General features: G+C 66.0%; 18 protein-coding genes and 1 rRNA gene. 15 read left to right on the top strand and 4 right to left on the bottom strand.

Translation table 11 applies throughout. The annotated features are described in order from the left end of the window. Nucleotides 1-51: 51 nt before the first annotated feature. Complete coding sequence (locus AC6JAC_RS14400) at nt 52-1,017, bottom strand: quinone oxidoreductase family protein (protein WP_028271912.1); 966 nt, start codon at nt 1,015-1,017, stop codon at nt 52-54. Between the two features lie 162 nt (nt 1,018-1,179). Then, a complete protein-coding gene (locus AC6JAC_RS14395; RefSeq protein WP_028271911.1) occupies nt 1,180-2,268 on the bottom strand; it encodes a fatty acid desaturase family protein in 1,089 nt (362 codons plus the stop codon). 214 nt (nt 2,269-2,482) lie between these two features. On the opposite strand from AC6JAC_RS14395, the gene argC reads away from it, so the two are divergent. From argC to AC6JAC_RS14345, 10 genes are all read left to right on the top strand, one after another. Then, nucleotides 2,483-3,514 (top strand): N-acetyl-gamma-glutamyl-phosphate reductase, encoded by a 1,032-nt coding sequence (gene argC / locus AC6JAC_RS14390; RefSeq protein WP_028271910.1) that lies wholly within the window; start codon nt 2,483-2,485, stop codon nt 3,512-3,514. Beyond that, nucleotides 3,511-4,677, top strand: coding sequence for a bifunctional glutamate N-acetyltransferase/amino-acid acetyltransferase ArgJ (gene argJ / locus AC6JAC_RS14385; protein WP_028271909.1), 1,167 nt, complete (start codon nt 3,511-3,513; stop codon nt 4,675-4,677). The genes argC and argJ overlap by 4 nt, the downstream gene beginning before the upstream one ends. A 28-nt stretch (nt 4,678-4,705) precedes the next feature. Continuing rightward, on the top strand, nt 4,706-5,653 hold the full coding sequence (gene argB / locus AC6JAC_RS14380; RefSeq protein WP_028271908.1) for an acetylglutamate kinase: 948 nt from the start codon (nt 4,706-4,708) through the stop codon (nt 5,651-5,653). Then, nucleotides 5,650-6,954, top strand: coding sequence for an acetylornithine transaminase (locus AC6JAC_RS14375; protein ID WP_028271907.1), 1,305 nt, complete (start codon nt 5,650-5,652; stop codon nt 6,952-6,954). The genes argB and AC6JAC_RS14375 overlap by 4 nt, the downstream gene beginning before the upstream one ends. Continuing rightward, the gene (gene argF / locus AC6JAC_RS14370) at nt 6,951-7,958 is read left to right on the top strand and encodes an ornithine carbamoyltransferase (protein WP_028271906.1); all 1,008 of its coding nucleotides are present in this window, start codon (nt 6,951-6,953) and stop codon (nt 7,956-7,958) included. The genes AC6JAC_RS14375 and argF overlap by 4 nt, the downstream gene beginning before the upstream one ends. After that, the gene (locus tag AC6JAC_RS14365; RefSeq protein ID WP_028271905.1) at nt 7,958-8,488 is read left to right on the top strand and encodes an arginine repressor; all 531 of its coding nucleotides are present in this window, start codon (nt 7,958-7,960) and stop codon (nt 8,486-8,488) included. Before argF ends, AC6JAC_RS14365 begins: the two co-directional genes overlap by 1 nt. A gap of 43 nt (nt 8,489-8,531) precedes the next feature. Beyond that, complete coding sequence (locus AC6JAC_RS14360; RefSeq protein WP_028271904.1) at nt 8,532-9,737, top strand: argininosuccinate synthase; 1,206 nt, start codon at nt 8,532-8,534, stop codon at nt 9,735-9,737. A 6-nt stretch (nt 9,738-9,743) separates the two neighbouring features. After that, on the top strand, nt 9,744-11,183 hold the full coding sequence (gene argH / locus AC6JAC_RS14355; protein WP_497965161.1) for an argininosuccinate lyase: 1,440 nt from the start codon (nt 9,744-9,746) through the stop codon (nt 11,181-11,183). A gap of 148 nt (nt 11,184-11,331) precedes the next feature. Beyond that, nucleotides 11,332-11,871 (top strand): pyridoxamine 5'-phosphate oxidase family protein, encoded by a 540-nt coding sequence (locus AC6JAC_RS14350; protein ID WP_028271902.1) that lies wholly within the window; start codon nt 11,332-11,334, stop codon nt 11,869-11,871. A gap of 31 nt (nt 11,872-11,902) precedes the next feature. After that, complete coding sequence (locus tag AC6JAC_RS14345; RefSeq protein ID WP_028271901.1) at nt 11,903-12,640, top strand: maleylpyruvate isomerase family mycothiol-dependent enzyme; 738 nt, start codon at nt 11,903-11,905, stop codon at nt 12,638-12,640. A gap of 60 nt (nt 12,641-12,700) precedes the next feature. On the opposite strand, the gene AC6JAC_RS14340 is transcribed toward AC6JAC_RS14345, so the two are convergent. Together AC6JAC_RS14340 and AC6JAC_RS14335 are read right to left on the bottom strand one after the other, a co-directional pair. Then, entirely contained in the window at nt 12,701-13,195 is a 495-nt protein-coding gene (locus AC6JAC_RS14340; RefSeq protein WP_028271900.1) for a methylated-DNA--[protein]-cysteine S-methyltransferase, read from the bottom strand. 56 nt (nt 13,196-13,251) lie between these two features. Then, nucleotides 13,252-14,802 carry an AlkA N-terminal domain-containing protein gene (locus AC6JAC_RS14335; RefSeq protein WP_028271899.1) on the bottom strand — a complete coding sequence of 517 codons (1,551 nt, stop codon included), beginning with the start codon at nt 14,800-14,802 and terminating at the stop codon, nt 13,252-13,254. Between the two features lie 107 nt (nt 14,803-14,909). Between AC6JAC_RS14335 and AC6JAC_RS14330 the strand changes: the two genes are divergently transcribed. The 5 genes from AC6JAC_RS14330 (at nt 14,910) to AC6JAC_RS14310 (ending at nt 22,091) form a co-directional block, all read left to right on the top strand. Beyond that, on the top strand, nt 14,910-15,587 hold the full coding sequence (locus AC6JAC_RS14330; protein ID WP_028271898.1) for a DNA-3-methyladenine glycosylase: 678 nt from the start codon (nt 14,910-14,912) through the stop codon (nt 15,585-15,587). 31 nt (nt 15,588-15,618) lie between these two features. Further along, nucleotides 15,619-16,176, top strand: coding sequence for an adenine phosphoribosyltransferase (locus AC6JAC_RS14325; protein WP_028271897.1), 558 nt, complete (start codon nt 15,619-15,621; stop codon nt 16,174-16,176). Nucleotides 16,177-16,356: 180 nt separating this feature from the next. Beyond that, nucleotides 16,357-18,585 carry a HelD family protein gene (locus AC6JAC_RS14320; RefSeq protein ID WP_028271896.1) on the top strand — a complete coding sequence of 743 codons (2,229 nt, stop codon included), beginning with the start codon at nt 16,357-16,359 and terminating at the stop codon, nt 18,583-18,585. Between the two features lie 153 nt (nt 18,586-18,738). Continuing rightward, nucleotides 18,739-20,052, top strand: a complete 1,314-nt coding sequence (gene tyrS / locus AC6JAC_RS14315) for a tyrosine--tRNA ligase (RefSeq protein WP_028271895.1) — start codon at nt 18,739-18,741, stop codon at nt 20,050-20,052. A 513-nt stretch (nt 20,053-20,565) separates the two neighbouring features. Then, nucleotides 20,566-22,091: ribosomal RNA gene (locus AC6JAC_RS14310) — 16S ribosomal RNA — on the top strand. Nucleotides 22,092-22,553: the final 462 nt, after the last annotated feature.

Genomic DNA, 22,553 nt, shown 5'->3' with positions numbered 1-22,553 from the left:
AGTTCGCCGGAGGTTCACGCCTTGTTTACCGGATCAGGGGATTTGGCCGGATCAGGGGACGAGGATGATCTTGCCGGTGGTCCGACGCTGTTCCAGGTCGTCGTGTGCCCGGGCAGCGTGGGCAAGGTCGTAGCGGCCGCCGATCCGGACCTTGAGGCTCCCGTCTGCAGCTGCTGCGAAGACCTCGTCCGAGCGCCAGCGGCGTTCCTGGGCGTTGCGGAGGAAGTGGTTGATGGTGGGTCGGGTCAGGTACAGCGAGCCGCCGGCGTTAAGCCGCTGCGGATCGAACGGCGGAACGGGGCCGGAAGCGGCACCGAAAAGAACCAGCGTGCCGCGGACGCGCAGCGCGGAGAGGGAACCGTCGAACGTGTCCTTCCCGACGCCGTCGTACACCGCATCCGCTCCGGTGCCGTCGGTCAGCTCCCGGACTTTGGCGGAGAAGCCCTCGTAGGGGATGACATGATCGGCGCCGGCTTCGCGGGCCAGCTTCGCCTTGTCATCGGTGGAGACGGTGGTGACGACCCGGGCCCCCTTAGCCTTGAGCAGTTGAATGGCCAGCAGTCCCACGCCGCCGGCCCCGGCGTGGAGCAGGATGGTGTGGCCGGGTTCCACCCGGAACGAGGAATTGATCAGGTAGTGCGCCGTAATTCCCTGGAGCGGGAGGGCGGCAGCGGTGAAATCGTCCACGCCGCGGGGGACCGGCAGCGCTTTGTCCTCGTCCACCAGGATGTAGCCGGCGTAGCAGTTGGCGCCTTCGGCGGTGGCCACGCGGTCGCCCGGGGAGAACACGGTGACGCCGTCGCCGATTTCCTCCACGGTGCCGGCTGCCTCGGAACCCGGGGTAAACGGATAGGCCACTTTGTAAGTGCCGCTGCGCTTGTAGGTGTCAATGAAGTTCACGCCGGTGGCTGACACCTTGACCAGCAGCTGGCGGGGACCCGGTACCGGGCGCTCCACCTCGGCCAGTTCCAGGACGTCGGGTCCGCCTGCCTGGCGGGCCACAATTGCGTGCATCATGTGTCTCCTTCCCTGGGCTGGGATTTCCAGGCCCGGATACAGGAACCATCCTAGGGACACCGCCGCCAACGACGAAGTGACGGCCGGTAACCGGCCGTCACTTCGGGTCAAACGTGGATCAGGGGGTTCGCCCCGTAAGCGGCTGGGCGCCGGCGGCGGCGCCTAGTAGCGGCGGGTCACCGTGGCCATGGGGCACTCGAAGTGCCGCCCGGCGCTGAGGCCCACGTCGTTGAGGTAGCGGACGATGATGCCGTAGGACTGCAGCAGGGTGGTCTCCGTGTAGGGGACCTGGTGCTTGGCGCAGAACTCCCGGACGATCACGGCGGCCTTGTCCAGCTGCGGGCGGGCCATGTCCGGGAAGAGGTGGTGTTCGGCCTGGCGGTTGAGTCCGCCCATCAGGATGTCCATGAAACGGCCGCCGGAGATGTTCCGGGAAGTCAGCACCTGGCGGCTGAAGAAGTCCACGCGGCTGTCCGCCGGCAGGACCGGCATGCCCTTGTGGTTCGGGGCGAAGGAAGCGCCCATGTAGAAACCGAAGACAGCGAGCTGGACGCCGATGAACGCCAATGCCATACCCCACGGCAGGAAAGTGAACGTGAGGACCGGCAGCAGGCTTAGGCGGGCCAGGAGGATCGGGAGTTCAACCCAGCGGTGTGTGACCTTTGCGCGGCGGAAGACGAACTTGACCGAATCGATCTGCAGGCCGAGGCCCACCAGGAACAGCAGCGGGAAGAAGAACCAGCCCTGCTTGCGGGTCAGGAAGGCGAACCGTCCCTTCCGGTCGGCCACCGCTTCGGTGTGGAAGGCGATGGGTCCGGGCGCGATGTCGGGATCCTTGGAAATGACGTTCGGGTGGTTGTGGTGGGCGCCGTGCTTCTGCTCCCACCAGGAGTAGCTCATGCCGGCGACTGACGTGGCCAGCAGCCTGGCGGCCCAGTCGTTGGCGCGGCGGGAGGCGAAGATCTGGCGGTGCCCGGCTTCGTGCGCCAGGAAGCTCAGCTGCGTGCAGAGGATGCCGATGGCGGCGGCGATGAGGAGCTGGAACCAGCTGTCACCGATGAGTGCGAAGCCGAACCAGGCGGCCGTCATCAGGAGCACCAGGACGGAGAAGACCGTGATGTAGAACCCGACGCGTCGTTCGAGCAGGCCGGCGGCCTTGACGGTCTTGAGGAGTTCGGAATAGCTCAGGACAACCTGGTTGGGCTGCCGGACACGCGTCTGCGGGCGCTCCGAAGTAGTGGTGGGGGTCATGGACTCGGGGCCTCGTAACTGTTACGGGCAACGCTGCAGCCGACATTCGGACCGCGCGGTCAGGATCACCCTTCTCCAAGCATACGCTGACGCTCGCAATGCGGGCTTGACGCGAGCGTGAGCGTGAGCGGGGATCAGCGCTTGAACGGGCGCAGGTGCCAGCGCATGCATAAATATCGGGTTCTATGCATAGTCTTGCTGTATAGTCGTTTCCATGACTATTTCTGTTGCCGTTTCCGGTGCCAGCGGTTACGCCGGCGGTGAGGTGCTTCGCCTTCTGGCCGGGCACCCCGACGTCACCATCGGCGCCATCACAGCACACAGCAACGCCGGTTCAAGACTAGGCGAATTGCAGCCGCATCTCCATGGTCTGGCCAGCCGCATCCTTGAAGACACCACGGTGGAGAACCTCTCCGGCCACGACGTGGTGTTCCTGGCGCTCCCGCACGGGGCGTCTGCCGAGATCGCGGCCCAGCTGCCCGACGGCACGGTGGTGATCGACGCTGGTGCGGACCACCGGCTGGAAGATCCCGCAGCCTGGGAAAAGTTCTACGGCTCCGCGCACGCCGGAACCTGGCCCTACGGGCTCCCTGAGCTGCCCGGCCAGCGGGAAAAGCTCAAGGGCGCCAAACGGATCGCCGTACCGGGCTGCTACCCGACGTCGTCCCTGCTGGCCCTTACGCCCGGCTTCGCCGCGGGTCTCCTCCAGCCCGACGACGTCGTGATCGTCTCTGCCTCGGGCACCTCGGGTGCCGGGAAAGCCGCGAAAGTGAACCTCATTGGCTCCGAGGTCATGGGGTCGATGAGCCCCTACGGCGTGGGCGGCGGCCACCGGCACACCCCCGAGATCGAGCAGGGCCTGGGCAACGCCGCGGGCGAAGCCGTGACGGTGTCCTTCACGCCCACCCTCGCGCCGATGAGCCGCGGCATCCTCACCACGGCAACCGCCCGGGTGAAGCCCGGTGTCACGGCGGCAGAGCTGCGCGCCGCCTGGGAAGAAGCGTACGACGACGAACCGTTCGTGCACCTGCTCCCCGAAGGCCAGTGGCCCGCCACCAAGTCCGTGCAGGGCTCCAACCACGCCGTGATGCAGCTGGCTTTCGACGCGCACACCGGCCGCGTTATTGTCACCTGCGCCATCGACAACCTGACCAAGGGGACGGCCGGCGGCGCCGTGCAGTCCATGAATATCGCCCTTGGCCTGGCGGAAACCGCCGGCCTCAACCTGCAGGGAGTTGCCCCGTGACCGTTACCGCCCCCAAGGGATTCCGCGCCGCCGGCGTTAAAGCCGGCCTGAAGGCGTCCGGGAATCCGGACCTTGCCCTGGTTGTCAACGACGGCCCCTCCAAGGCCGCAGCCGCCGTGTTCACGTCCAACCGCGTGGCCGCAGCACCGGTGCACTGGTCCCGCGAGGTGGTGAAGGACGGCCGGGTCGACGCCGTGATCCTCAACTCCGGCGGCGCCAACGCCTGCACCGGCCCGCAGGGCTTCCAGAACACCCACACCACTGCTGAAAAGACCGCCGAAGCCCTGGGCGTCTCGGCCACGGACATCTTTGTCTGCTCCACCGGCCTGATCGGCGAGCAGCTGCCCATGGACAAGATCATCCCGGGCATCAGCGCCGCCAACGCCGCCCTCAGCGCTGACGGCGGCCCGGCCGCGGCCACGGCCATCATGACCACCGACTCGGTGTCCAAGGAAGCCGTGTTCACTGGCAAGGACGCCGAAGGCAACGAATACACCATCGGCGGCATGGCCAAGGGTGCCGGCATGCTTGCTCCCGGGCTGGCCACCATGCTCGTGGTCATCACCACCGATGCGGAAGTCCAGCCGGAAATGCTCGACGTCGTCCTCCGCGATGCCACGCGCGTCACCTTTGACCGGGCGGACTCGGACGGCTGCATGTCCACCAACGACACCGTGGTGCTCCTCGCTTCCGGCGCATCCGGGGCCGTGCCCTCGGCCAAGGACTTCGGTGCCGGGCTGACGCAGGTCTGCGCCGAACTGGCCCGCAAGCTGATCGGCGACGCCGAGGGCTCCAGCCATGACATCGCCATCCGCACGTTCAACGCGGCCAGCGAGAAGGACGCGGAGATCGTGAGCCGGGCCGTGGCCCGCTCCAACCTCTTCAAGACGGCCATTTTCGGCAAGGACCCCAACTGGGGCCGCGTGCTCTCCGCCGTCGGCACCACTGACGCCGCGTTCGAGCCGGACCAGCTGAACGTTTCCATGAACGGCGTGCAGATCTGCCGGAACGGATCCATCGGCGAGGACCGCAGCCTGGTGGACCTGGAACCGCGGGAAGTCCTTGTTGAGATCGACCTCCAGGCCGGCGACGCCGAGGCAACGATCTGGACCAACGACCTCACGCACGACTACGTCCACGAAAACAGCGCCTACTCCAGCTAGGCGAAGCACCCACCTTCCGGGGAGACACATGAGCACCCAGACACGCGCGACCACATCTATCGGCCCCGATACAACCAAAGCTGCCCAGGACAAAGCCGGCACGCTGATCGAGGCCCTGCCCTGGATCCAGCGCTTTGCGGGCACCACCATGGTGATCAAGTACGGCGGCAACGCCATGGTCAACGAAGAACTCCGCCGTGCTTTCGCCGAGGACGTCGTGTTCCTGCACCATGTGGGCATCCACCCCGTGGTGGTCCACGGCGGCGGCCCGCAGATCAACTCCATGCTCAGCCGGCTCGGCATCGAGTCCGAGTTCAAGGGCGGACTGCGCGTTACCACCCCCGAGGCCATGGATGTTGTGCGGATGGTCCTCACCGGCCAGGTGGGCCGCGAACTGGTGGGCCTGATCAACTCGCACGGCCCCTACGCCGTCGGCATGTCCGGTGAAGACGGCGGCCTGCTGCGTGCCGTCCGCACCGGAACCGTCGTGGACGGCGAAGAAGTGGACCTGGGCCTCGTCGGCGAGGTTGTGGGGGTCAACCCGGAAGGCATCGTTGATATCCTGGCGGCCGGCCGGATCCCGGTGATTTCAACCGTGGCCCCGGAGATCGCCGACGACGGCTCCACCACCGGGCAGGTGCTCAACGTGAACGCGGACACCGCGGCGGCCGCCGTCGCGTCCGCCCTGGGCGCGTCCAAGCTGGTCATCCTGACCGACGTCGAGGGCCTCTATGCGAACTGGCCGGACAAGTCGTCGCTGATCTCGTCCCTGACGGCGTCGGAGCTGCGCGAGATGCTGCCGAGGCTTGAATCGGGCATGATCCCCAAGATGGCCGCCTGCCTGAAAGCGGTTGACGACGGCGTGGAACGCGCCCATATCGTGGACGGCCGGCTGCCGCACTCCATGCTGCTGGAAACATTCACCACCGCGGGTATCGGCACGCAGGTGGTCCCGGACGAGGAAACGAACGCATGAGCCAGATTGAAAAGTCCCCGGTAGTCGAGCTCGTCGAAACCAAGGGCCACCCGACCGGTGCCGAGTGGCTGAACCGGTACTCCTCGTCCCTCATGGGCGTTTTCGGCACCCCGCAGCGTGTCCTGGTCCGCGGCGCCGGATGCCTGGTCTGGGACGCCGACGGCAAGGAGTACCTGGACCTGCTGGGCGGCATCGCCGTGAACGCGATGGGCCATGCCCATCCGTTCGTGACGTCGGTGATCTCCAGCCAGCTGGCCACCCTGGGCCACGTCTCCAACTTCTTTACGAGCCCCACACAGATCGCGCTGGCCGAGAAGCTGCTTGAGCTCACCAAGGCGCCGGCGGGGTCCAAAGTGTTCTTCGCCAACTCCGGCACGGAAGCGGTGGAGGCGGCGTTCAAGCTGGCCCGCCGCAACTCCGGTGCGGAGGCGCCCACCGGCACCTCCGGAAACGGCACCGCCGGCCCCGGCAGCGTCGTCAAGCGGCGGACCAAGATCATCGCGCTCGAGGGCGCCTTCCACGGACGCACCATGGGCGCTTTGGCACTGACCGCCAAGGCTGCCTACCGGGCGCCGTTCGAACCGCTTCCCGGCGGCGTTGTCCACATCCCGTTCGGGGACATTGACGCCCTGCTCGGGGAAATCGACGAAACCACCGCGGCGGTCTTCCTGGAACCGATCCAGGGTGAAGCGGGCGTCCGGCCGCTGCCCCCCGGCTACCTGCAGGCAGCACGCGAGGCCACGACGAAGGCCGGCGCGCTCCTGATCCTAGACGAGGTCCAGACCGGCATCGGCCGCACGGGCACGTGGCTGGCCAGTGAAGACGCCGGGATCGTCCCGGACGCCGTGACCCTGGCCAAGGGCCTGGGCGGCGGCTTCCCGATCGGGGCGCTGGTCACCTTCGGCCCTGAGACGTCCTCGCTCCTCACGGCCGGCCAGCACGGCACCACCTTCGGCGGGAATCCGGTGGCAACGGCCGCGGCACTGGCCACCCTGCACGCCATTGAAAGCCAGCGCGTCCTGGACAACGTCCGCACCGTGGGCGAACTCCTCCGTTCCAAACTCGCCGACGTCGACGGCGTCACGGAAGTGCGCGGCGAAGGCCTCCTGATCGGCTTTGACCTGGACGCGGACATTGCCCCCGCCGTAGTGACCGCAGGGCTGGATGCCGGATTCATCGTCAACAGCCCCGGTCCGCGCACCATCCGCCTTGCCCCGCCGCTGATCCTGACGGCCGAACAGGCCGACAGCTTCATCCAGGCCCTGCCCACGCTCCTCCAGACCGCAAAGGATGCCCAGTGACCAGCTCCGCAACCACCCGTCACTTCCTCAAGGACACGGACCTCACGCCGGCCGAACAGGCCGAGGTCCTGGATCTCGCGGTCCGCATGAAGGCTGCGCCCTACAGCGTGCAGCCCTTTGCCGCCGCGGGCAGCGGACGCAAGACCGTCGCCGTCATCTTCGATAAGACGTCCACCCGGACCCGGGTGTCCTTCGCCACCGGCGTGGCCGACATGGGCGGAAACGCCCTCATCATCAATCCGGGTGAGGCGCAGATCGGCCACAAGGAATCGGTGGAGGACACCGCCAAGGTCCTCGAGCGCATGGTCTCCACGATCGTCTGGCGCACCGGGGCGCACTCCGGGCTGGTGGCCATGGCCGAGAACTCCAAAGTTCCGGTCATCAATGCCCTGTGCGATGACTACCACCCCTGCCAGCTCCTCGCCGACCTGCTTGCCGTCAAGGAACACAAGGGCGAGCTCAAGGGCCTCACCATGAGCTACCTGGGCGACTCCGCCAACAACATGGCGAACTCGTACCTGCTGGCCGGCGTGACCGCCGGGATGCACGTGCGCATTGCCGGACCGGACGGCTACCTGCCGGCCGCGGACATCGTCGCTGCCGCGGAGGAGCGGGCCGCGGAAACGGGCGGTTCGGTGCTGATCACCACGGACGCCGCGGAAGCCCTTAAGGGGGCCGACGTCGTCGCCACCGACACCTGGGTTTCCATGGGACAGGAAGCCGAGAAGGAAGCCCGGCTCCAGCTGTTCCGCGACTATTCCGTGGATGAAGCGGCGATGCAGCTCGCGGCGCCGGACGCCGTCGTGCTTCACTGCCTGCCGGCGTACCGGGGCTATGAGATCTCCGCGGGGGTCATCGACGGTCCGCAGTCGATCGTCTGGGATGAGGCGGAAAACCGCCTGCACGCCCAGAAGGCGCTGATGGCGTGGCTCATGCACCGGTCGGGGCTGGCCTTCGTCGACGGTCTCTCGCCCGTTGAAGGAACCGGGGAGAGCACGTTCTAGTGTCCACCAACCCGTCGGTACCGGGCGCGAGCCCGGCCACCAAAACGGCCAGGCTGGCGCGGATCACCGCGATCCTGACCGGTGAATCCGTCCGTTCGCAGGCAGAGCTTGCCGCGCTGCTGGCGGACGACGGCGTCCAGGTCACCCAGGCCACGCTTTCCCGCGACCTCGTGGAACTCGGCGCCGTCCGGGTCCGCGGCAAGGACGGCGTGCTGGTGTACGCCGTTCCGGGGGAGGGCGGGGAGCGTGCAGCCAAGGCCGGAGTCACCCAGGAGATCCTGGATGCCCGGCTCGCCCGCCTGTGCGGCGAACTGCTGGTGACGGCGGAGGCCTCGGCCAATATCGTGGTCCTGAGGACCCCGCCGGGCGCCGCTAACTTCCTGGCACTGGCGATCGACCACTCGGTGATGCCGTCCATCCTGGGGACCATCGCCGGTGACGATACCGTGTTGCTGGTCACGCGGGACCCGCTGGGCGGAGCGGACGTGGCCGCCCGCTTCCTGCAGTTTGCCGAAGAAGCCGGCCAATAAGCTTGAAGACAACCAAGAACCAAACAACTAAGGAGCATTTGAAGTGACTGAGCGTATTGTGCTGGCCTACTCCGGTGGCCTGGATACTTCCGTAGCGATCGGCTGGATCGGTGAAGCGACCGGTGCCGAGGTGATCGCCGTTGCGGTCGACGTCGGACAGGGCGGCGAGTCGCTGGAGACCATCCGCCAGCGTGCCCTGGGCTGCGGCGCCGTCGAGGCCTACGTGGCGGACGCGTCCGACGAGTTCGCCAACGAGTACTGCATGCCCACGCTGAAGGCCAACGCCCTCTACCAGGGCCACTACCCGCTGGTTTCCGCGATCTCCCGCCCGGTGATCGTCAAGCACCTGGTCAAGGCCGCCCGCGAATTCGGCGCCACCACCGTGGCCCACGGCTGCACGGGCAAGGGCAACGACCAGGTCCGCTTCGAAGTGGGCATCCAGACCCTCGGGCCGGACCTGAAGTGCATCGCCCCCGTCCGCGACCTCGCCCTGACCCGCGACAAGGCCATCGCCTTCGCCGAGGAAAAGGGACTGCCGATCGAGACCACCAAAAAGAACCCGTACTCGATCGACCAGAACGTCTGGGGCCGCGCCGTCGAAACCGGCTACCTCGAAGACATCTGGAACGCCCCCACCAAGGACATCTACGACTACACCGCCACCCCGGAATTCCCGCCGGCACCGGATGAAGTCACCATCTCCTTCGAAGCCGGCGTTCCGGTAGCGATCGACGGCGTCAAGGTCACCCCGCTGCAGGCCATCAAGGAACTCAACCGCCGCGCCGGCGCCCAGGGCGTGGGCCGGATCGACGTCGTCGAGGACCGCCTCGTCGGCATCAAGTCCCGCGAGATCTACGAGGCCCCCGGCGCCATGGCGCTGATCACCGCGCACAAGCACCTCGAGGACATCACGGTGGAGCGCGAGCAGGCCCGCTTCAAGGCCACCGTGGGCCAGCGCTGGGCAGAACTGGTCTACGACGGCCAGTGGTTCTCCCCGCTGAAGCGCTCCCTCGACGCCTTCATCGAAGACACCCAGAAGTACGTCTCCGGCGACATCCGCATGACCCTGCACGGCGGCCAGGCGATCGTCAACGGACGCCGCTCCGAGACCTCGCTCTACGACTTCGACCTCGCCACCTACGACACCGGCGACACGTTCGACCAGTCGATGGCGCGCGGCTTCATCGAACTGTGGGGCATGTCCGCCAAGGTTGCCTCCGGCCGCGACATCCGCGTCGCAGGAAAGTAAGAATCGGTGGTTGAGCCCGTCGAAACCAAGAAGGCAGAAGCCACCAACACGGGTGCGCTGTGGGGCGGCCGGTTCGCCGGCGGCCCCGCCGACGCCCTCGCGGCGCTGAGCAAGTCCACGCACTTTGACTGGCGGCTGGCCCGCTACGACATCGCCGGGTCCAAGGCGCACGCCCGCGTGCTGCACAAGGCCAGGCTGCTGGACGACGCCGAGCTCGAAGGCATGCTTGCTGCGTTGAGCCAGCTGGACGAGGACGTCGCGTCCGGCGCCTACCTGCCGGCGGAGTCCGATGAGGACGTCCACGGGTCACTGGAACGCGGACTGATTGAGCGTGCCGGTACCCAGCTCGGCGGCAAGCTCCGTGCGGGCAGGTCCCGCAACGACCAGGTGGCCACGCTGGGGCGGATGTTCCTGCGTGATCACGCCCGGATTGTTGCCCGGGGTGTCCTGGCCACGATCGACGCGCTGGTGGACCAGGCCAAGGCGCACCATGGTGTGGCCATGCCGGGCCGCACGCACCTCCAGCACGCCCAGCCGGTCCTGCTCAGCCACCACCTGCTGGCGCACGCCTGGGCGCTGCTGCGCGATGTGCAGCGGCTGCAGGACTGGGACAAGCGCGCAGGGGTTTCGCCGTACGGTTCGGGGGCCCTCGCGGGCTCCTCGCTGGGCCTGGACCCGGAGGCCGTGGCGGCGGACCTGGGCTTCTTCTCGGCCACGCACAACTCGATCGACGGCACCGCCTCGCGCGATGTCTTCGCCGAGTTCGCCTGGGTGTGTTCGATGATCGGGGTTGACCTCTCCCGCGTGTCGGAGGAAGTGATCCTGTGGGCCACGAAGGAGTTCTCCTTTGTGACCCTGCATGATTCCTATTCCACGGGGTCCTCGATCATGCCGCAGAAGAAGAACCCGGACGTTGCCGAGCTCGCGCGCGGCAAGGCCGGCCGGCTGATCGGCAACCTGACCGGGCTGCTGGCCACGCTCAAGGGCCTGCCGCTCGCGTACAACCGCGACCTGCAGGAGGACAAGGAGCCGGTGTTCGACGCCGCCGACACCCTGGAGCTACTGCTCCCGGCCGTCTCGGGCATGATCGCGACGCTGAAGTTCAACACGGAGCGGATGGAGTCCCTGGCACCCCAGGGCTTCGCGCTGGCCACGGACATTGCCGAATGGCTGGTCCGCCAAGGCGTTCCGTTCCGTGAGGCGCACGAGCTTTCCGGAGCAGCGGTCAAGCAGGCGGAAAGCCGGGACGTTGAGCTGTGGGACCTGACGGACGAGGAATACGCCGCCATCTCAGAGCACCTGACGCCGGAGGTCCGTACGGTCCTGTCCACGGAGGGGTCGCTCAACAGCCGCAACTCCCAGGGCGGCACCGCACCCGCCGCCGTCGAACGCCAGCTGCTCGCCCTCGAGGGCGAGCTCGCCGGCGTGCGGGAGTACGCCGGGTAGCAGTCAGACGCTCTCTCACTTCCTGCCGCTTTTGGGCCCTCGCTCTCTCACTTTCCGCAAGAAAGTGAGAGAGCGTTGGCGGTTTTCGCGCAGGAGCTGAGAGAGCGTTGTGCGTTAACCGCCGGGCGCGCCCCGCTACGATGGCGCCATGAGCGAATCCTTCCGCCGGTACCTCCGCGCCCTGCCGGATTTCCCCGACAACCTGCCGGATTTTGACCCCGCGGTTGCCCCTGCGGACCCGGCCGAGCTGTTCCGGCAATGGCTCGGGGAGGCGCTGGCCGCCGGGGAACGCCAGCCCCATGCGTGCAGCGTGGCCACCGTGGGAGCCGATGTCCAGCCGTCGTCCCGGATGCTGATCCTGAAAGACATCGACGACGACGGCTGGCACATCGCGACGTCCCGCACCTCACGTAAGGGCCAGGAACTCGCGGCGACGCCGAACGCAGCGCTGAACTTCTACTGGCCGCTGCAGGGCCGGCAGGTCCGGGTGGCCGGCCCCGTCGTGGAGCTGTCCGCGGAGGCATCGGCGGCGGACTGGGCCGCCAGGCCTGCGGCGGACGGCAGCGGGAACCCGGACTGGCAGGTCTATGCGGTCCAGCCGCACGAGGTCGAGTTCTGGCAGGCCCGGCACGACCGCCGCCACGTGCGCCACCGCTATGGCCGCGGCCAGGAGCCCGACCTGCGTTAACTGAGATTAACTGTCCGCTACGATGGCGGGTATGACCGCAATCACAACGGACGCGCTGCTCGCCGAACTCCACAAAGCCGCCGACGTCGTTGCCTCCCAGGCCGGCAAACTCACCGACGAGGACGTCCCGGCATCCTCCCTGCTGCCGGGCTGGACACGGGGCCACGTGCTCGCGCACCTGGCCGGTATTTCGAACGCGATGGCCCGGCAATTGGAATTCGCCGCCCGCGGCGAAACCGTGGAACTTTACGACGGCGGCCAAGAGGGCCGCACCAAGGCCATCGAAATGGCAGCCGGCCACAGCCTGGCGGAACACCGGGCCGATCTGGATTCTGCGCTGGAGCGCGCCATGCGTGCCTTCGATTCCTTGGACGCCGGAGCCTGGCAGGTTCCGATTTCCTACCGCGGGGGAGTGGTGCAGGACGGCGGGTTCGCGCTTTGGCAGGAACTCGTGATCCATGCCTCGGACCTGAACACCGGCCTTGGCCCGGAAACCTGGAGCCGGCCCTTCTGCGAGCACCTGTTCGATTTCCTGGCAGCCCGGGTGCCGGACGGGCAGCGGTTCGTGCTACAGCCCCTCGGCCTTCCGCCCGTGACCATCGGCACCGGAAACCGGTCCACCGTCATCAACGGAATGCTGACGGACATCGCGGCCTGGCTCGCGGGGCGCGAACCTTCCCTTGGCAGCCTGCGGGCGTCTGCTGCCGCCGACGGCGTGGATCTTCCGGCGTTGCTGCCCTGGCCCTCGGGCGTTCCGGCCAGCAAGTAGGCCGAGCACCAAGTAGGGCCGGCCGACAGGTTGGCCCCCCGGCCGCCGCCACCGGTCCCGTCAGCCCTTTTCGCGTCCCAGCAGGCTTTCCTTAACAGCGAGTCCCCACCTGAATCCGCCCAGCGTTCCATCTGTGCGTACCACGCGGTGGCACGGCACGAAGAGGGCGGCCGCGTTGAACGCGCAGGCACTCGCCGCAGCCCGGACGGCCCGGGGGTTTCCGGACAGCTCCGCGTATTCGGTGTAGGTGACAGGCCGTCCCGGGCTCACCGTGCGGAGGACGTCCCAGGCATGGCTGCGGAACGGCCCCGATTTCTGCAGGACGGGCACCCGCATGGCCGGTGCCGGATCGCCGTCGTAGAAAGCCTTGACGGCGTCGGAGATTTCGCCCAGGTCCGTGACGGCGACGAATTCATCCGGCAGCAGTTCGGGATGGATCTGTCCGGTCAGCTCCGCAGTCTCGGCAGTCCAGCCGGAGGCCAGGACGGCACCGTCGCGGGCAATGATCGTGAACGGACCGTCCGGAGTGGATATGGTCAGAAGTTCGGCTTTCATTTCTTCACTTTCCTGGGTTAAATCTTCGGTTTGAACTTCGGGGCTGAATCGGCGGCTTAACTCTTCAGGGTTAAATCTGCGGTACGGCGGACAGCTGACGGCGCCGACGCCTGCCGGGCCCGCCTGGGCTTCGGGCTGATGGCGGCCGCCCGCCAAAGGTGCATGGTGGCATATGAACGCCAGGGGCTCACTTCGGTGAAGTCCGGTGTGCCGGCGCCCGCCGGGTTGCCGGCGCTGAGGGCGAGGATGCCGTTGCGGACAGCCGCGTCATTGGCCAGGAACACGTCCGGCGCACCAATCACGCGCATGGCGACGTAGCCCACGGTCCAGGGCCCTACGCCGGGCAGTGGAAGGAGCTTTGATTGCAGGCCGGCGAGGTCGTCCCCGTAGCCGAAGTCAAGGTCACCGGCGGCCATGGCACTGGCTGCGGCCCGCACGGAATCGATCCGCCGTTGGGGTCCACGCAGCAGGCCGAAACCCGGGTCGGCAATCTGGGCAGCTGTGGGAAAGAGCCGGTGCAGTCCGTCCGCGGGCGCCAGGCTCTCGCTCCCGCAGGCAGACAGCTGGGTGAGGGCGGTCCGGGCAGCCGCGACAGTGATCTGCTGGCCGATCATGGCCCGGATCAGCAATTCCTGCGGATCCACGGCCCCGGGCATCCGCATGCCCGGGAAGGTCTTGACGGCAGGGGCCAGCCGCGGATCCGCGGCCAGTGCGCCGTCGATGGCCACAGGGTCGGCGTCGAGATCCAGGAGGCGGCGGACCCGGCTCAGCAGTGACGGCAGGTCCCGGAGGTCCACCGCACCAATGGTGAGGACGAGTGGCCGCCCCGGGGCGCCGGCGTCGTACGTCACGCCAAAGCGGGCGTCAGCGTGCGGGAGCCGCAGGGTCCTGGCGTAAGAGGATGCGGTGCCGGCCTCAATCCCGGGAATGGCCCGGACGGCAAGGAAATCGAAAACGCCTGGGTCGAACGGTTCACGGTAGGGCAGGTTCAGTGTCAGCGCCGTGGTCGCGGCGGGCGCCCGGTGGGCGGTCCCCCGGAGTGCGCTGCCCCGGAGTGCCGTGCCCCGGAGTGCCGTCGGCGTCATGGCGAAGACCTCGCCGATGGTTTCATTGAACTGGCGGACGCTGCTGAACCCCGCTGCGAACGCGACATCGGCGAGCTTCATCTGCGTGGATACCAGAAGCGTCCGGGCGGTCTGGGCCCTGCTGGCCCGCGCCAGCGACAGGGGACCGGCGCCCAGTTCGTGGCTGAGGATCCGGTTGAGCTGCCGGGACGAGTAGCCGAGCCGCGAGGCGAGCCCCTCCACGCCGTCGCGGTTGATCACGCCGTCGTTGATGAGCCGCATCGCCCGCCCCGCAATGTCGGAGCGGATGTTCCACGCCGGCGTGCCCGGAACGGCTTCCGGCAGGCACCGCTTGCACGCCCGGTACCCGGCATCGTGGGCCGCAGCGGAGGTTTCGTAGAACGTGACGTTCTCCGCCTTCGGCGTCCTGGCCGGGCAGGAGGGCCGGCAATAGATGCCGGTTGTCCGGACAGCGGTGTAGAACTGCCCGTCGAAACGGGTGTCGCGGGCGTCGATTGCCCGGTAGCGCTGCCAGAAGTCCATGGCTCCATCCTGTCAGGTCCCCGCAGCGGGGGCTAGCGGAAATCGGACACGGCCGTGGAGGCCCTGGTGCGGCGGCGCTTTGTCAAAGGCTTTGTTAAAGTCAGTGCATGAGCAGCAGGCCGCCGCGCCCCGGACACGAACACGCCGTGCGGCAGGTGCTGTCCGGGGACGCCCGGCACGTGGCGCCCCTGGTGCTTGGCGCTGTACTCACCCATAACAGCCCGGAGGGTGCGGTTTCCGTACGGATCACCGAGGTGGAGGCCTATCTGGGCCCCCATGACTCCCCGCACCCGGACCCCGGTTCCCACACCTTCCGCGGACAGACCGGCCGCAACAAACCCATGTTCGGCCCCGCCGGGCACCTCTACGTCTACTTCACCTACGGCATGCACTATTGCGCCAACATTGTTTGCGGACCGCCCGGAACGGCGTCGGCACTGCTGCTGCGGGGCGGGGAAATAGTGGGCGGCGAGGAGCTTGCCCGGGCCAGGCGGCCGACGTCGAAGTCCTCCAAAGACCTGGCCAGCGGCCCGGCCCGGCTCGCCACGGCACTGGGACTGACGACGGCGGACAGCGGGCGGGACGCCCTCGGTGAACCGTTCAGGCTGGAACTGCCGGTGGCACGGGCACGCGACATCAGCACCGGGCCGCGCGTGGGGGTTTCGGGTGCTGGCGGCAGCCATGCGTATCCGTGGCGGTTCTGGCTGACCGGCGATCCCACCGTCTCGCGCTACAAGGCAGCGAAAGTGCGCCCGGACCGCCCCGAGGCCGCGCCCGGATCGTGAAGAATGGCCTCCACCGGCATAGGGTGGATGCGTGAATCTAAGCGAGCCGGGCCAGGCCAGACGAAACGTTCCCGTGGACCAGCTGATCAACAGCCTCTGCGCGACGGTGCCGGACTACCCCAAACCCGGAATCATTTTCAAGGACCTGACTCCGGTCTTCGCCAACGGTGCCGCCTTCCACGCCGTCGTGGACGCCCTCGTGGAGCCGTTTAAGGGCCAGTTCGACGCCGTTGCCGGAGTGGAGGCCCGTGGCTTCCTCCTGGCGGCCGCTGCTGCCTACGCCACCAACACCGGCGTGATTACCGTACGCAAAGCCGGCAAGCTCCCCCGCAAGGTGATCTCGGAGGACTACGCGCTGGAGTACGGCAGCGCAACGCTGGAACTGCACACCACCGACCTGCCGGCCGGAAGCCGGGTGCTGATTCTCGACGACGTCCTTGCCACGGGCGGCACGCTCGGGGCCGCGACGCGGCTCTTTGAGCGCTGCGGAGTGCACGTTGCCGGAGTGGGCGTGGTCATGGAACTCGGCGAGCTTCGCGGCCGTTCGGCCCTGAGCGGCCACCGCGTCCGCTCGCTCATCCGGATTTAGCGTCGGCCCCGCCGGGCCGTTGAAACCGGGCCGTTGAACCGGCGCCGGTGAACCGGCGCGGGTGTGGACCCGGCGGCCGATGCGGGGAGCGGAAACCCGGGGAACTGAATTGTTTCAGGCGCGTTCAACAAAATGGTTGTAGAATGGACGGTCTGTCTTTTGCGATAGGGGAAAGTCTCGATGCTCGACGCTGATTTGGCCCATGAACGGGACTATGTTGCGGGACTGTATGCCCGCCTTGATGAGTTGCGCGAGGAAAAGCGCACTCAGCTAGCCCAGGTCCGCCGTGCCGGAGCCGTGGGAACAATGCAGAACGTTTCCGAACGGGACGCGTTTGCGGCCCTTTATGAGGACCGCCTGGCGCAGTTGGACGCCGTGGACGACCGGCTGGTTTTTGGCCGCCTTGACCTGGACTCGGGGGAGGCGCAGTACATCGGCCGTATCGGCCTGACGACTGATGACCTCCAGCGGCTCATGGTTGACTGGCGCGCGCCCGAAGCCGGGCACTTCTACCAGGCCACTGCCTTCGACCGCCAGGGCGTGCGCCGCCGCCGCCACCTGATTCTGCAGGGCCGCGAGGTCAAGGCCATTGAAGACGACGTCCTGGACGCCGACATGCTGGCCGACAACGAATCCCTGCAGGGAGAGGGCGCGCTGCTGGCCGCCCTCAACTCCAAGCGCACCGGACGCATGTCCGACATCGTGGGCACCATCCAGTCGGAACAGGACCGGATCATCCGCTCCTCCATCTCCGGCGCCGTCGTCGTCCAGGGCGGCCCCGGAACAGGCAAGACCGCTGTTGCCCTGCACCGTGCCGCGTACCTCCTGTACACCCACCGCGACCGGCTCAAGACGGCCGGTGTGCTCCTTGTGGGCCCGTCGTCGTCCTTCATGAAGTACATTGAGCGCGTCCTGCCGTCACTCGGCGAGACGGGTGTGGTCATGGCGAGCGTCGGGCGGCTCATGCCGGGCATCAATGCCGTACCGGAGCAGGAAGCGGACGTCGCGGCCGTCAAGGGACGGCTGGACATGGCCGAGGTCGTGGCCAATGCGGTGTCCAACCGGCAGCGCATTCCGGCCGAGAACCGGATCCTCGAAGTGGACGGCCGCAAGCTGGTCCTGACCCCGCGCCAGGTGCGCCGGGCCCGGGAGAAGGCCCGCGCCACCCACAAGCCGCACAATGAGGCGCGCCTGACGTTCGTGAAGATCCTGCTGCGCGAGCTGACGGAACAGATGACCGAGCTCGTCGAGGCCGGCAGCATCGGCAATAACGCCGACCGCTCGTACCTCGCCGAGGACGTCCGCACAGCCCGCGATGTCCGCATCGCGCTGAACCTTTGCTGGATGCCGATGACGCCGGAGAAGCTCATCTCCGAGCTGTTCAGCAAGCCGGCCATCCTCGAAGCCTGCACGCCCCAGCTGACCGATGCTGAACGTGCGCTGCTGGCCCGCCCTGCCGACAGTCCCTGGACCGAGGCCGATGTGCCGCTGCTGGACGAGGCCGCCGAACTGCTGGGCGAGCTTGATCCCGCAGCGGGGCGTGGCCTGGCCCAGCAGGAGCACGACCGCGCCCGGGACATCGCCAACGCCAAGCAGACGCTGGTGAACATGGAAACCGCCGGGGTGGACGTCCTGATGACGGCCGAGGAACTCGTGGACCAGAACCAGGAGCGCGAAGCGCGGCTCACCGCGGCGGAACGGGCCACCAGCGACCGCACCTGGGCGTTCGGGCACATCGTTGTCGACGAGGCCCAGGAACTGTCGCCGATGCAGTGGCGCCTGCTGGTCCGGCGCTGCCCGCTGAAGTCGTTCACGATTGTCGGCGACATCGCCCAGACCAGTTCCGTGGCCGGGGCCAAGTCCTGGCAGAGCGCGCTGGAGCCGATGTTCGGCGACCGCTGGCAGCTCGAGGAACTCACCGTCAACTACCGCACGCCGTCGCAGATCGCGGAGGCAGCAGCCAGGATGGCCACTGCCGCCGGACTGGTGATTTCGGCTCCCAAGGCTGTCCGGGAGGGACGCTGGTCGCCGATCATTGACCGCGTGGAGGACGGGGCAGTCGTCAGCCGGCTCGTTGAGGTCCTTCCGGATGAACTGGACGCGCTCGACGGCGGCCTGCTTGCGGTGATTGCCGACGGAGAGCTCCTCCCGCAGGCCACGTCCGCGCTGCGCGCCGCCTACGGCCGCCGGGTCGGTACCGGTGCCGGCAGCTACGAGCAGGACATTGTGGTCATCAGCCCGCGCGAGGCCAAGGGCCTGGAGTTCGACGGCGTAGTGGTGCTCGAGCCGTCCATGATGCTCAACCACGAACACGGACGGGTGGGGGACCTCTACGTTGCCATGACCCGGCCCACCCAGCGGCTGCGGCTCATCTCCGCCGCTCCGGTGCCGGCAGGCATCGAACGCTGATCGCGGCGGTACCCGCTGGGTCCCGGCTGGAACTCGGCTGGCGGGAGGACCGGATTATTCCGGCCTCCCGCCGGTCCGGAGGCACTGTCACGCAACGCTCATTTGACGCCTGCGCAGCGCTGGGGACCGGCCAATCCTGCTAACTTAGATCACGTGTCCCAACTAAATGATCTCGAGTCCCAGCAGAACGATCCGACCTTTGCCAACATCTGGCAGGAGCTCAACTGGCGCGGCCTGGTCCATGTGTCCACTGATGAAGTGGAACTGGAAAAGCTGCTCGCCGGGGACCCGATCACCTATTACTGCGGATTCGATCCCACCGCTCCCAGCCTGCACCTGGGCAACCTCGTGCAGCTGCTCCTTATGCGCCGCATCCAGCTCGCCGGCCACAGGCCGCTGGGCCTGGTTGGCGGATCGACGGGCCTGATCGGTGACCCGCGCCCGACGGCGGAACGTACCTTGAACACCAAGGACACAGTTTCCGAATGGGTCGGGTACCTCCAGGCACAGGTCCGCCGCTTCCTCAGCTTTGACGGCGAAAACGCAGCCAGGATGGTTAACAACCTGGACTGGACCGCTCCCTTGAGCGCCATCGACTTCCTGCGCGACATCGGAAAGCACTTCCGGGTCGGCACCATGCTCCGCAAGGACGCCGTCGCCTCCCGCCTCAGCTCGGATGAAGGCATCAGCTACACCGAGTTCAGCTACCAGATCCTGCAGGGCATGGATTACCTCCAGCTCTTCCGTGACTACGGTTGCGTGCTGGAAACCGGCGGCTCCGACCAGTGGGGCAACCTCACCAGCGGCACCGAACTCATCCGCAAGGTTGAGGGCAAGCACGTGCACGCGCTGGGCACGCCGCTCATCACCAATTCGGACGGCACCAAATTCGGTAAGAGCGAAGGTAACGCCATCTGGCTCGATCCGGAGATGTGCAGCCCGTACGCGTTCTACCAGTTCTGGCTGAACACGGCCGACGCCGACGTCGCCGCTCGATTGAAGGTGTTCACGTTCCTGACCCGTGCCGAGATCGAGGCCCTGGAAGTTTCCATCGCGGAACGCCCCTTTGCCCGCGAAGGCCAGCGCCGGCTTGCGTTCGAAGTGACCTCCCTGGTCCACGGCGTGGAAGCAACGGAAAAGGTCATCGCCGCTTCCGCTGCCCTGTTCGGCGGCGGGGACCTTGCGGCGCTGGACGAACGGACCCTCACGGCTGCAACCGCCGAGCTGCCCTCGGCCCGTGTTGCCGCTGATGGCCTTGGCATCGTGGATCTGCTCGTGGCCTCCGGGCTCTCGGACAGCAAATCGGCTGCGCGCCGGACCGTGGGCGAAGGCGGTGCCTATGTCAACAACACCAAGGTGACCGATCCTGAAGCGGTCATTCCGGGCAGTGAACTTCTGCACGGACGCTACCTGCTCCTGCGCCGCGGGAAGAAGAACCTGGCAACCGTGGAAGTGGCAGCCTCCTAGGGCTGGCAGCTTCCAGGACGTCAAATGCACGCTCCTTTCCGGCCGATTTGCGGGGCCGGGGAGGAGCGTGTATTGTTTTCTGAGTCGCCGCCGCTGAGTGGTGACAGACCCCCTTCAAATGAAAAGCAATTCTTTATGCGCAAGTCGCAGAAATGAAAAATTGCTTCATATTTTGCTGGGCGGATTCACTCCACCAAGTGAACTTCGGAAGAATAACCGGATTTGCAAAGTGGAAATGAATGAAATAAGCTAGAAACATCGCAGCGAAGAAATGATAACAAAGAATTCATTGGAATTCAAGTAATTGTTTGAAAAGTATTCGAATGTGTCTGTTGTTTGAGAACTCAATAGTGTGCCAAGTTTGTTGATACCAATTTTTTGTATTGAATTGGTTGAATTGACTGGATTGTCCATCCCGTGGATGGTCTGGTTTTTACAGCTGGTTTCAAATTTTGTGCATTGTGTGTATCCCGTTTTCCCGGGGGCGCATGGTGTGTCTGTTTTTGTTTTACTTCAACGGAGAGTTTGATCCTGGCTCAGGATGAACGCTGGCGGCGTGCTTAACACATGCAAGTCGAACGATGACCTCCAGCTTGCTGGGGTGATTAGTGGCGAACGGGTGAGTAACACGTGAGTAACCTGCCCTTAACTCTGGGATAAGCCTGGGAAACTGGGTCTAATACCGGATATGACTCCTCATCGCATGGTGGGGGGTGGAAAGCTTTTTGTGGTTTTGGATGGACTCGCGGCCTATCAGCTTGTTGGTGAGGTAATGGCTCACCAAGGCGACGACGGGTAGCCGGCCTGAGAGGGTGACCGGCCACACTGGGACTGAGACACGGCCCAGACTCCTACGGGAGGCAGCAGTGGGGAATATTGCACAATGGGCGAAAGCCTGATGCAGCGACGCCGCGTGAGGGATGACGGCCTTCGGGTTGTAAACCTCTTTCAGTAGGGAAGAAGCGAAAGTGACGGTACCTGCAGAAGAAGCGCCGGCTAACTACGTGCCAGCAGCCGCGGTAATACGTAGGGCGCAAGCGTTATCCGGAATTATTGGGCGTAAAGAGCTCGTAGGCGGTTTGTCGCGTCTGCCGTGAAAGTCCGGGGCTCAACTCCGGATCTGCGGTGGGTACGGGCAGACTAGAGTGATGTAGGGGAGACTGGAATTCCTGGTGTAGCGGTGAAATGCGCAGATATCAGGAGGAACACCGATGGCGAAGGCAGGTCTCTGGGCATTAACTGACGCTGAGGAGCGAAAGCATGGGGAGCGAACAGGATTAGATACCCTGGTAGTCCATGCCGTAAACGTTGGGCACTAGGTGTGGGGGACATTCCACGTTTTCCGCGCCGTAGCTAACGCATTAAGTGCCCCGCCTGGGGAGTACGGCCGCAAGGCTAAAACTCAAAGGAATTGACGGGGGCCCGCACAAGCGGCGGAGCATGCGGATTAATTCGATGCAACGCGAAGAACCTTACCAAGGCTTGACATGGGCCGGACCGGGCTGGAAACAGTCCTTCCCCTTTGGGGCCGGTTCACAGGTGGTGCATGGTTGTCGTCAGCTCGTGTCGTGAGATGTTGGGTTAAGTCCCGCAACGAGCGCAACCCTCGTTCCATGTTGCCAGCGCGTAATGGCGGGGACTCATGGGAGACTGCCGGGGTCAACTCGGAGGAAGGTGGGGACGACGTCAAATCATCATGCCCCTTATGTCTTGGGCTTCACGCATGCTACAATGGCCGGTACAAAGGGTTGCGATACTGTGAGGTGGAGCTAATCCCAAAAAGCCGGTCTCAGTTCGGATTGGGGTCTGCAACTCGACCCCATGAAGTCGGAGTCGCTAGTAATCGCAGATCAGCAACGCTGCGGTGAATACGTTCCCGGGCCTTGTACACACCGCCCGTCAAGTCACGAAAGTTGGTAACACCCGAAGCCGGTGGCCTAACCCCTTGTGGGAGGGAGCTGTCGAAGGTGGGACTGGCGATTGGGACTAAGTCGTAACAAGGTAGCCGTACCGGAAGGTGCGGCTGGATCACCTCCTTTCTAAGGAGCACCTACAAGCACCGTGCCTCATGTATGTGAGTGTGGCGGGTTTGTCAGGAGTAACGCCCGTTGCGCAGACGATTGTTCTGCGGCGGGTGCTCACGGGTGGAATATCAACAAATAGCGGCCGCTGGTTTTTTGCCGGCACCCAGTACGGACCTGTTCTTCGGAGCGTGTCCTGGAACGGTGCGGGTGAGGGGGCGGCGGTTTAGTGTTTGGCACACTGTTGGGTCCTGAGACAACAGGACCGGGAGGGAACTTCCGGTACTTGTTTGTTTCTGGTTTCCTGGCTGCATCGATCACATGGTTGCCTGGTCCCTTTGGGGCGGGTGTGTGTGGGGTGTGTGGTACGGGGTTGTTGTTTGAGAACTACATAGTGGACGCGAGCATCTTTTATAAGAAGCAATTTCCAAGAATATGAACCTGGATCTGGCTGCGCGTGATGATGGCATTCCTTTGGGG

This window comes from Arthrobacter sp. KUASC02 (assembly GCF_059739395.1).
This window is presented reverse-complemented; position numbering and strand designations above follow the sequence as displayed.

Coding starts and splice junctions, on each gene's coding strand:
- AC6JAC_RS14400 (WP_028271912.1), bottom strand. CDS start 1,017: ATGATGCACGCAATTGTGGCCCGCCAGGCAGGCGGACCCGACGTCCTG.
- AC6JAC_RS14395 (WP_028271911.1), bottom strand. CDS start 2,268: ATGACCCCCACCACTACTTCGGAGCGCCCGCAGACGCGTGTCCGGCAG.
- argC (WP_028271910.1), top strand. CDS start 2,483: ATGACTATTTCTGTTGCCGTTTCCGGTGCCAGCGGTTACGCCGGCGGT.
- argB (WP_028271908.1), top strand. CDS start 4,706: ATGAGCACCCAGACACGCGCGACCACATCTATCGGCCCCGATACAACC.
- AC6JAC_RS14375 (WP_028271907.1), top strand. CDS start 5,650: ATGAGCCAGATTGAAAAGTCCCCGGTAGTCGAGCTCGTCGAAACCAAG.
- AC6JAC_RS14350 (WP_028271902.1), top strand. CDS start 11,332: ATGAGCGAATCCTTCCGCCGGTACCTCCGCGCCCTGCCGGATTTCCCC.
- AC6JAC_RS14345 (WP_028271901.1), top strand. CDS start 11,903: ATGACCGCAATCACAACGGACGCGCTGCTCGCCGAACTCCACAAAGCC.
- AC6JAC_RS14340 (WP_028271900.1), bottom strand. CDS start 13,195: ATGAAAGCCGAACTTCTGACCATATCCACTCCGGACGGTCCGTTCACG.
- AC6JAC_RS14335 (WP_028271899.1), bottom strand. CDS start 14,802: ATGGACTTCTGGCAGCGCTACCGGGCAATCGACGCCCGCGACACCCGT.
- AC6JAC_RS14330 (WP_028271898.1), top strand. CDS start 14,910: ATGAGCAGCAGGCCGCCGCGCCCCGGACACGAACACGCCGTGCGGCAG.
- AC6JAC_RS14320 (WP_028271896.1), top strand. CDS start 16,357: ATGCTCGACGCTGATTTGGCCCATGAACGGGACTATGTTGCGGGACTG.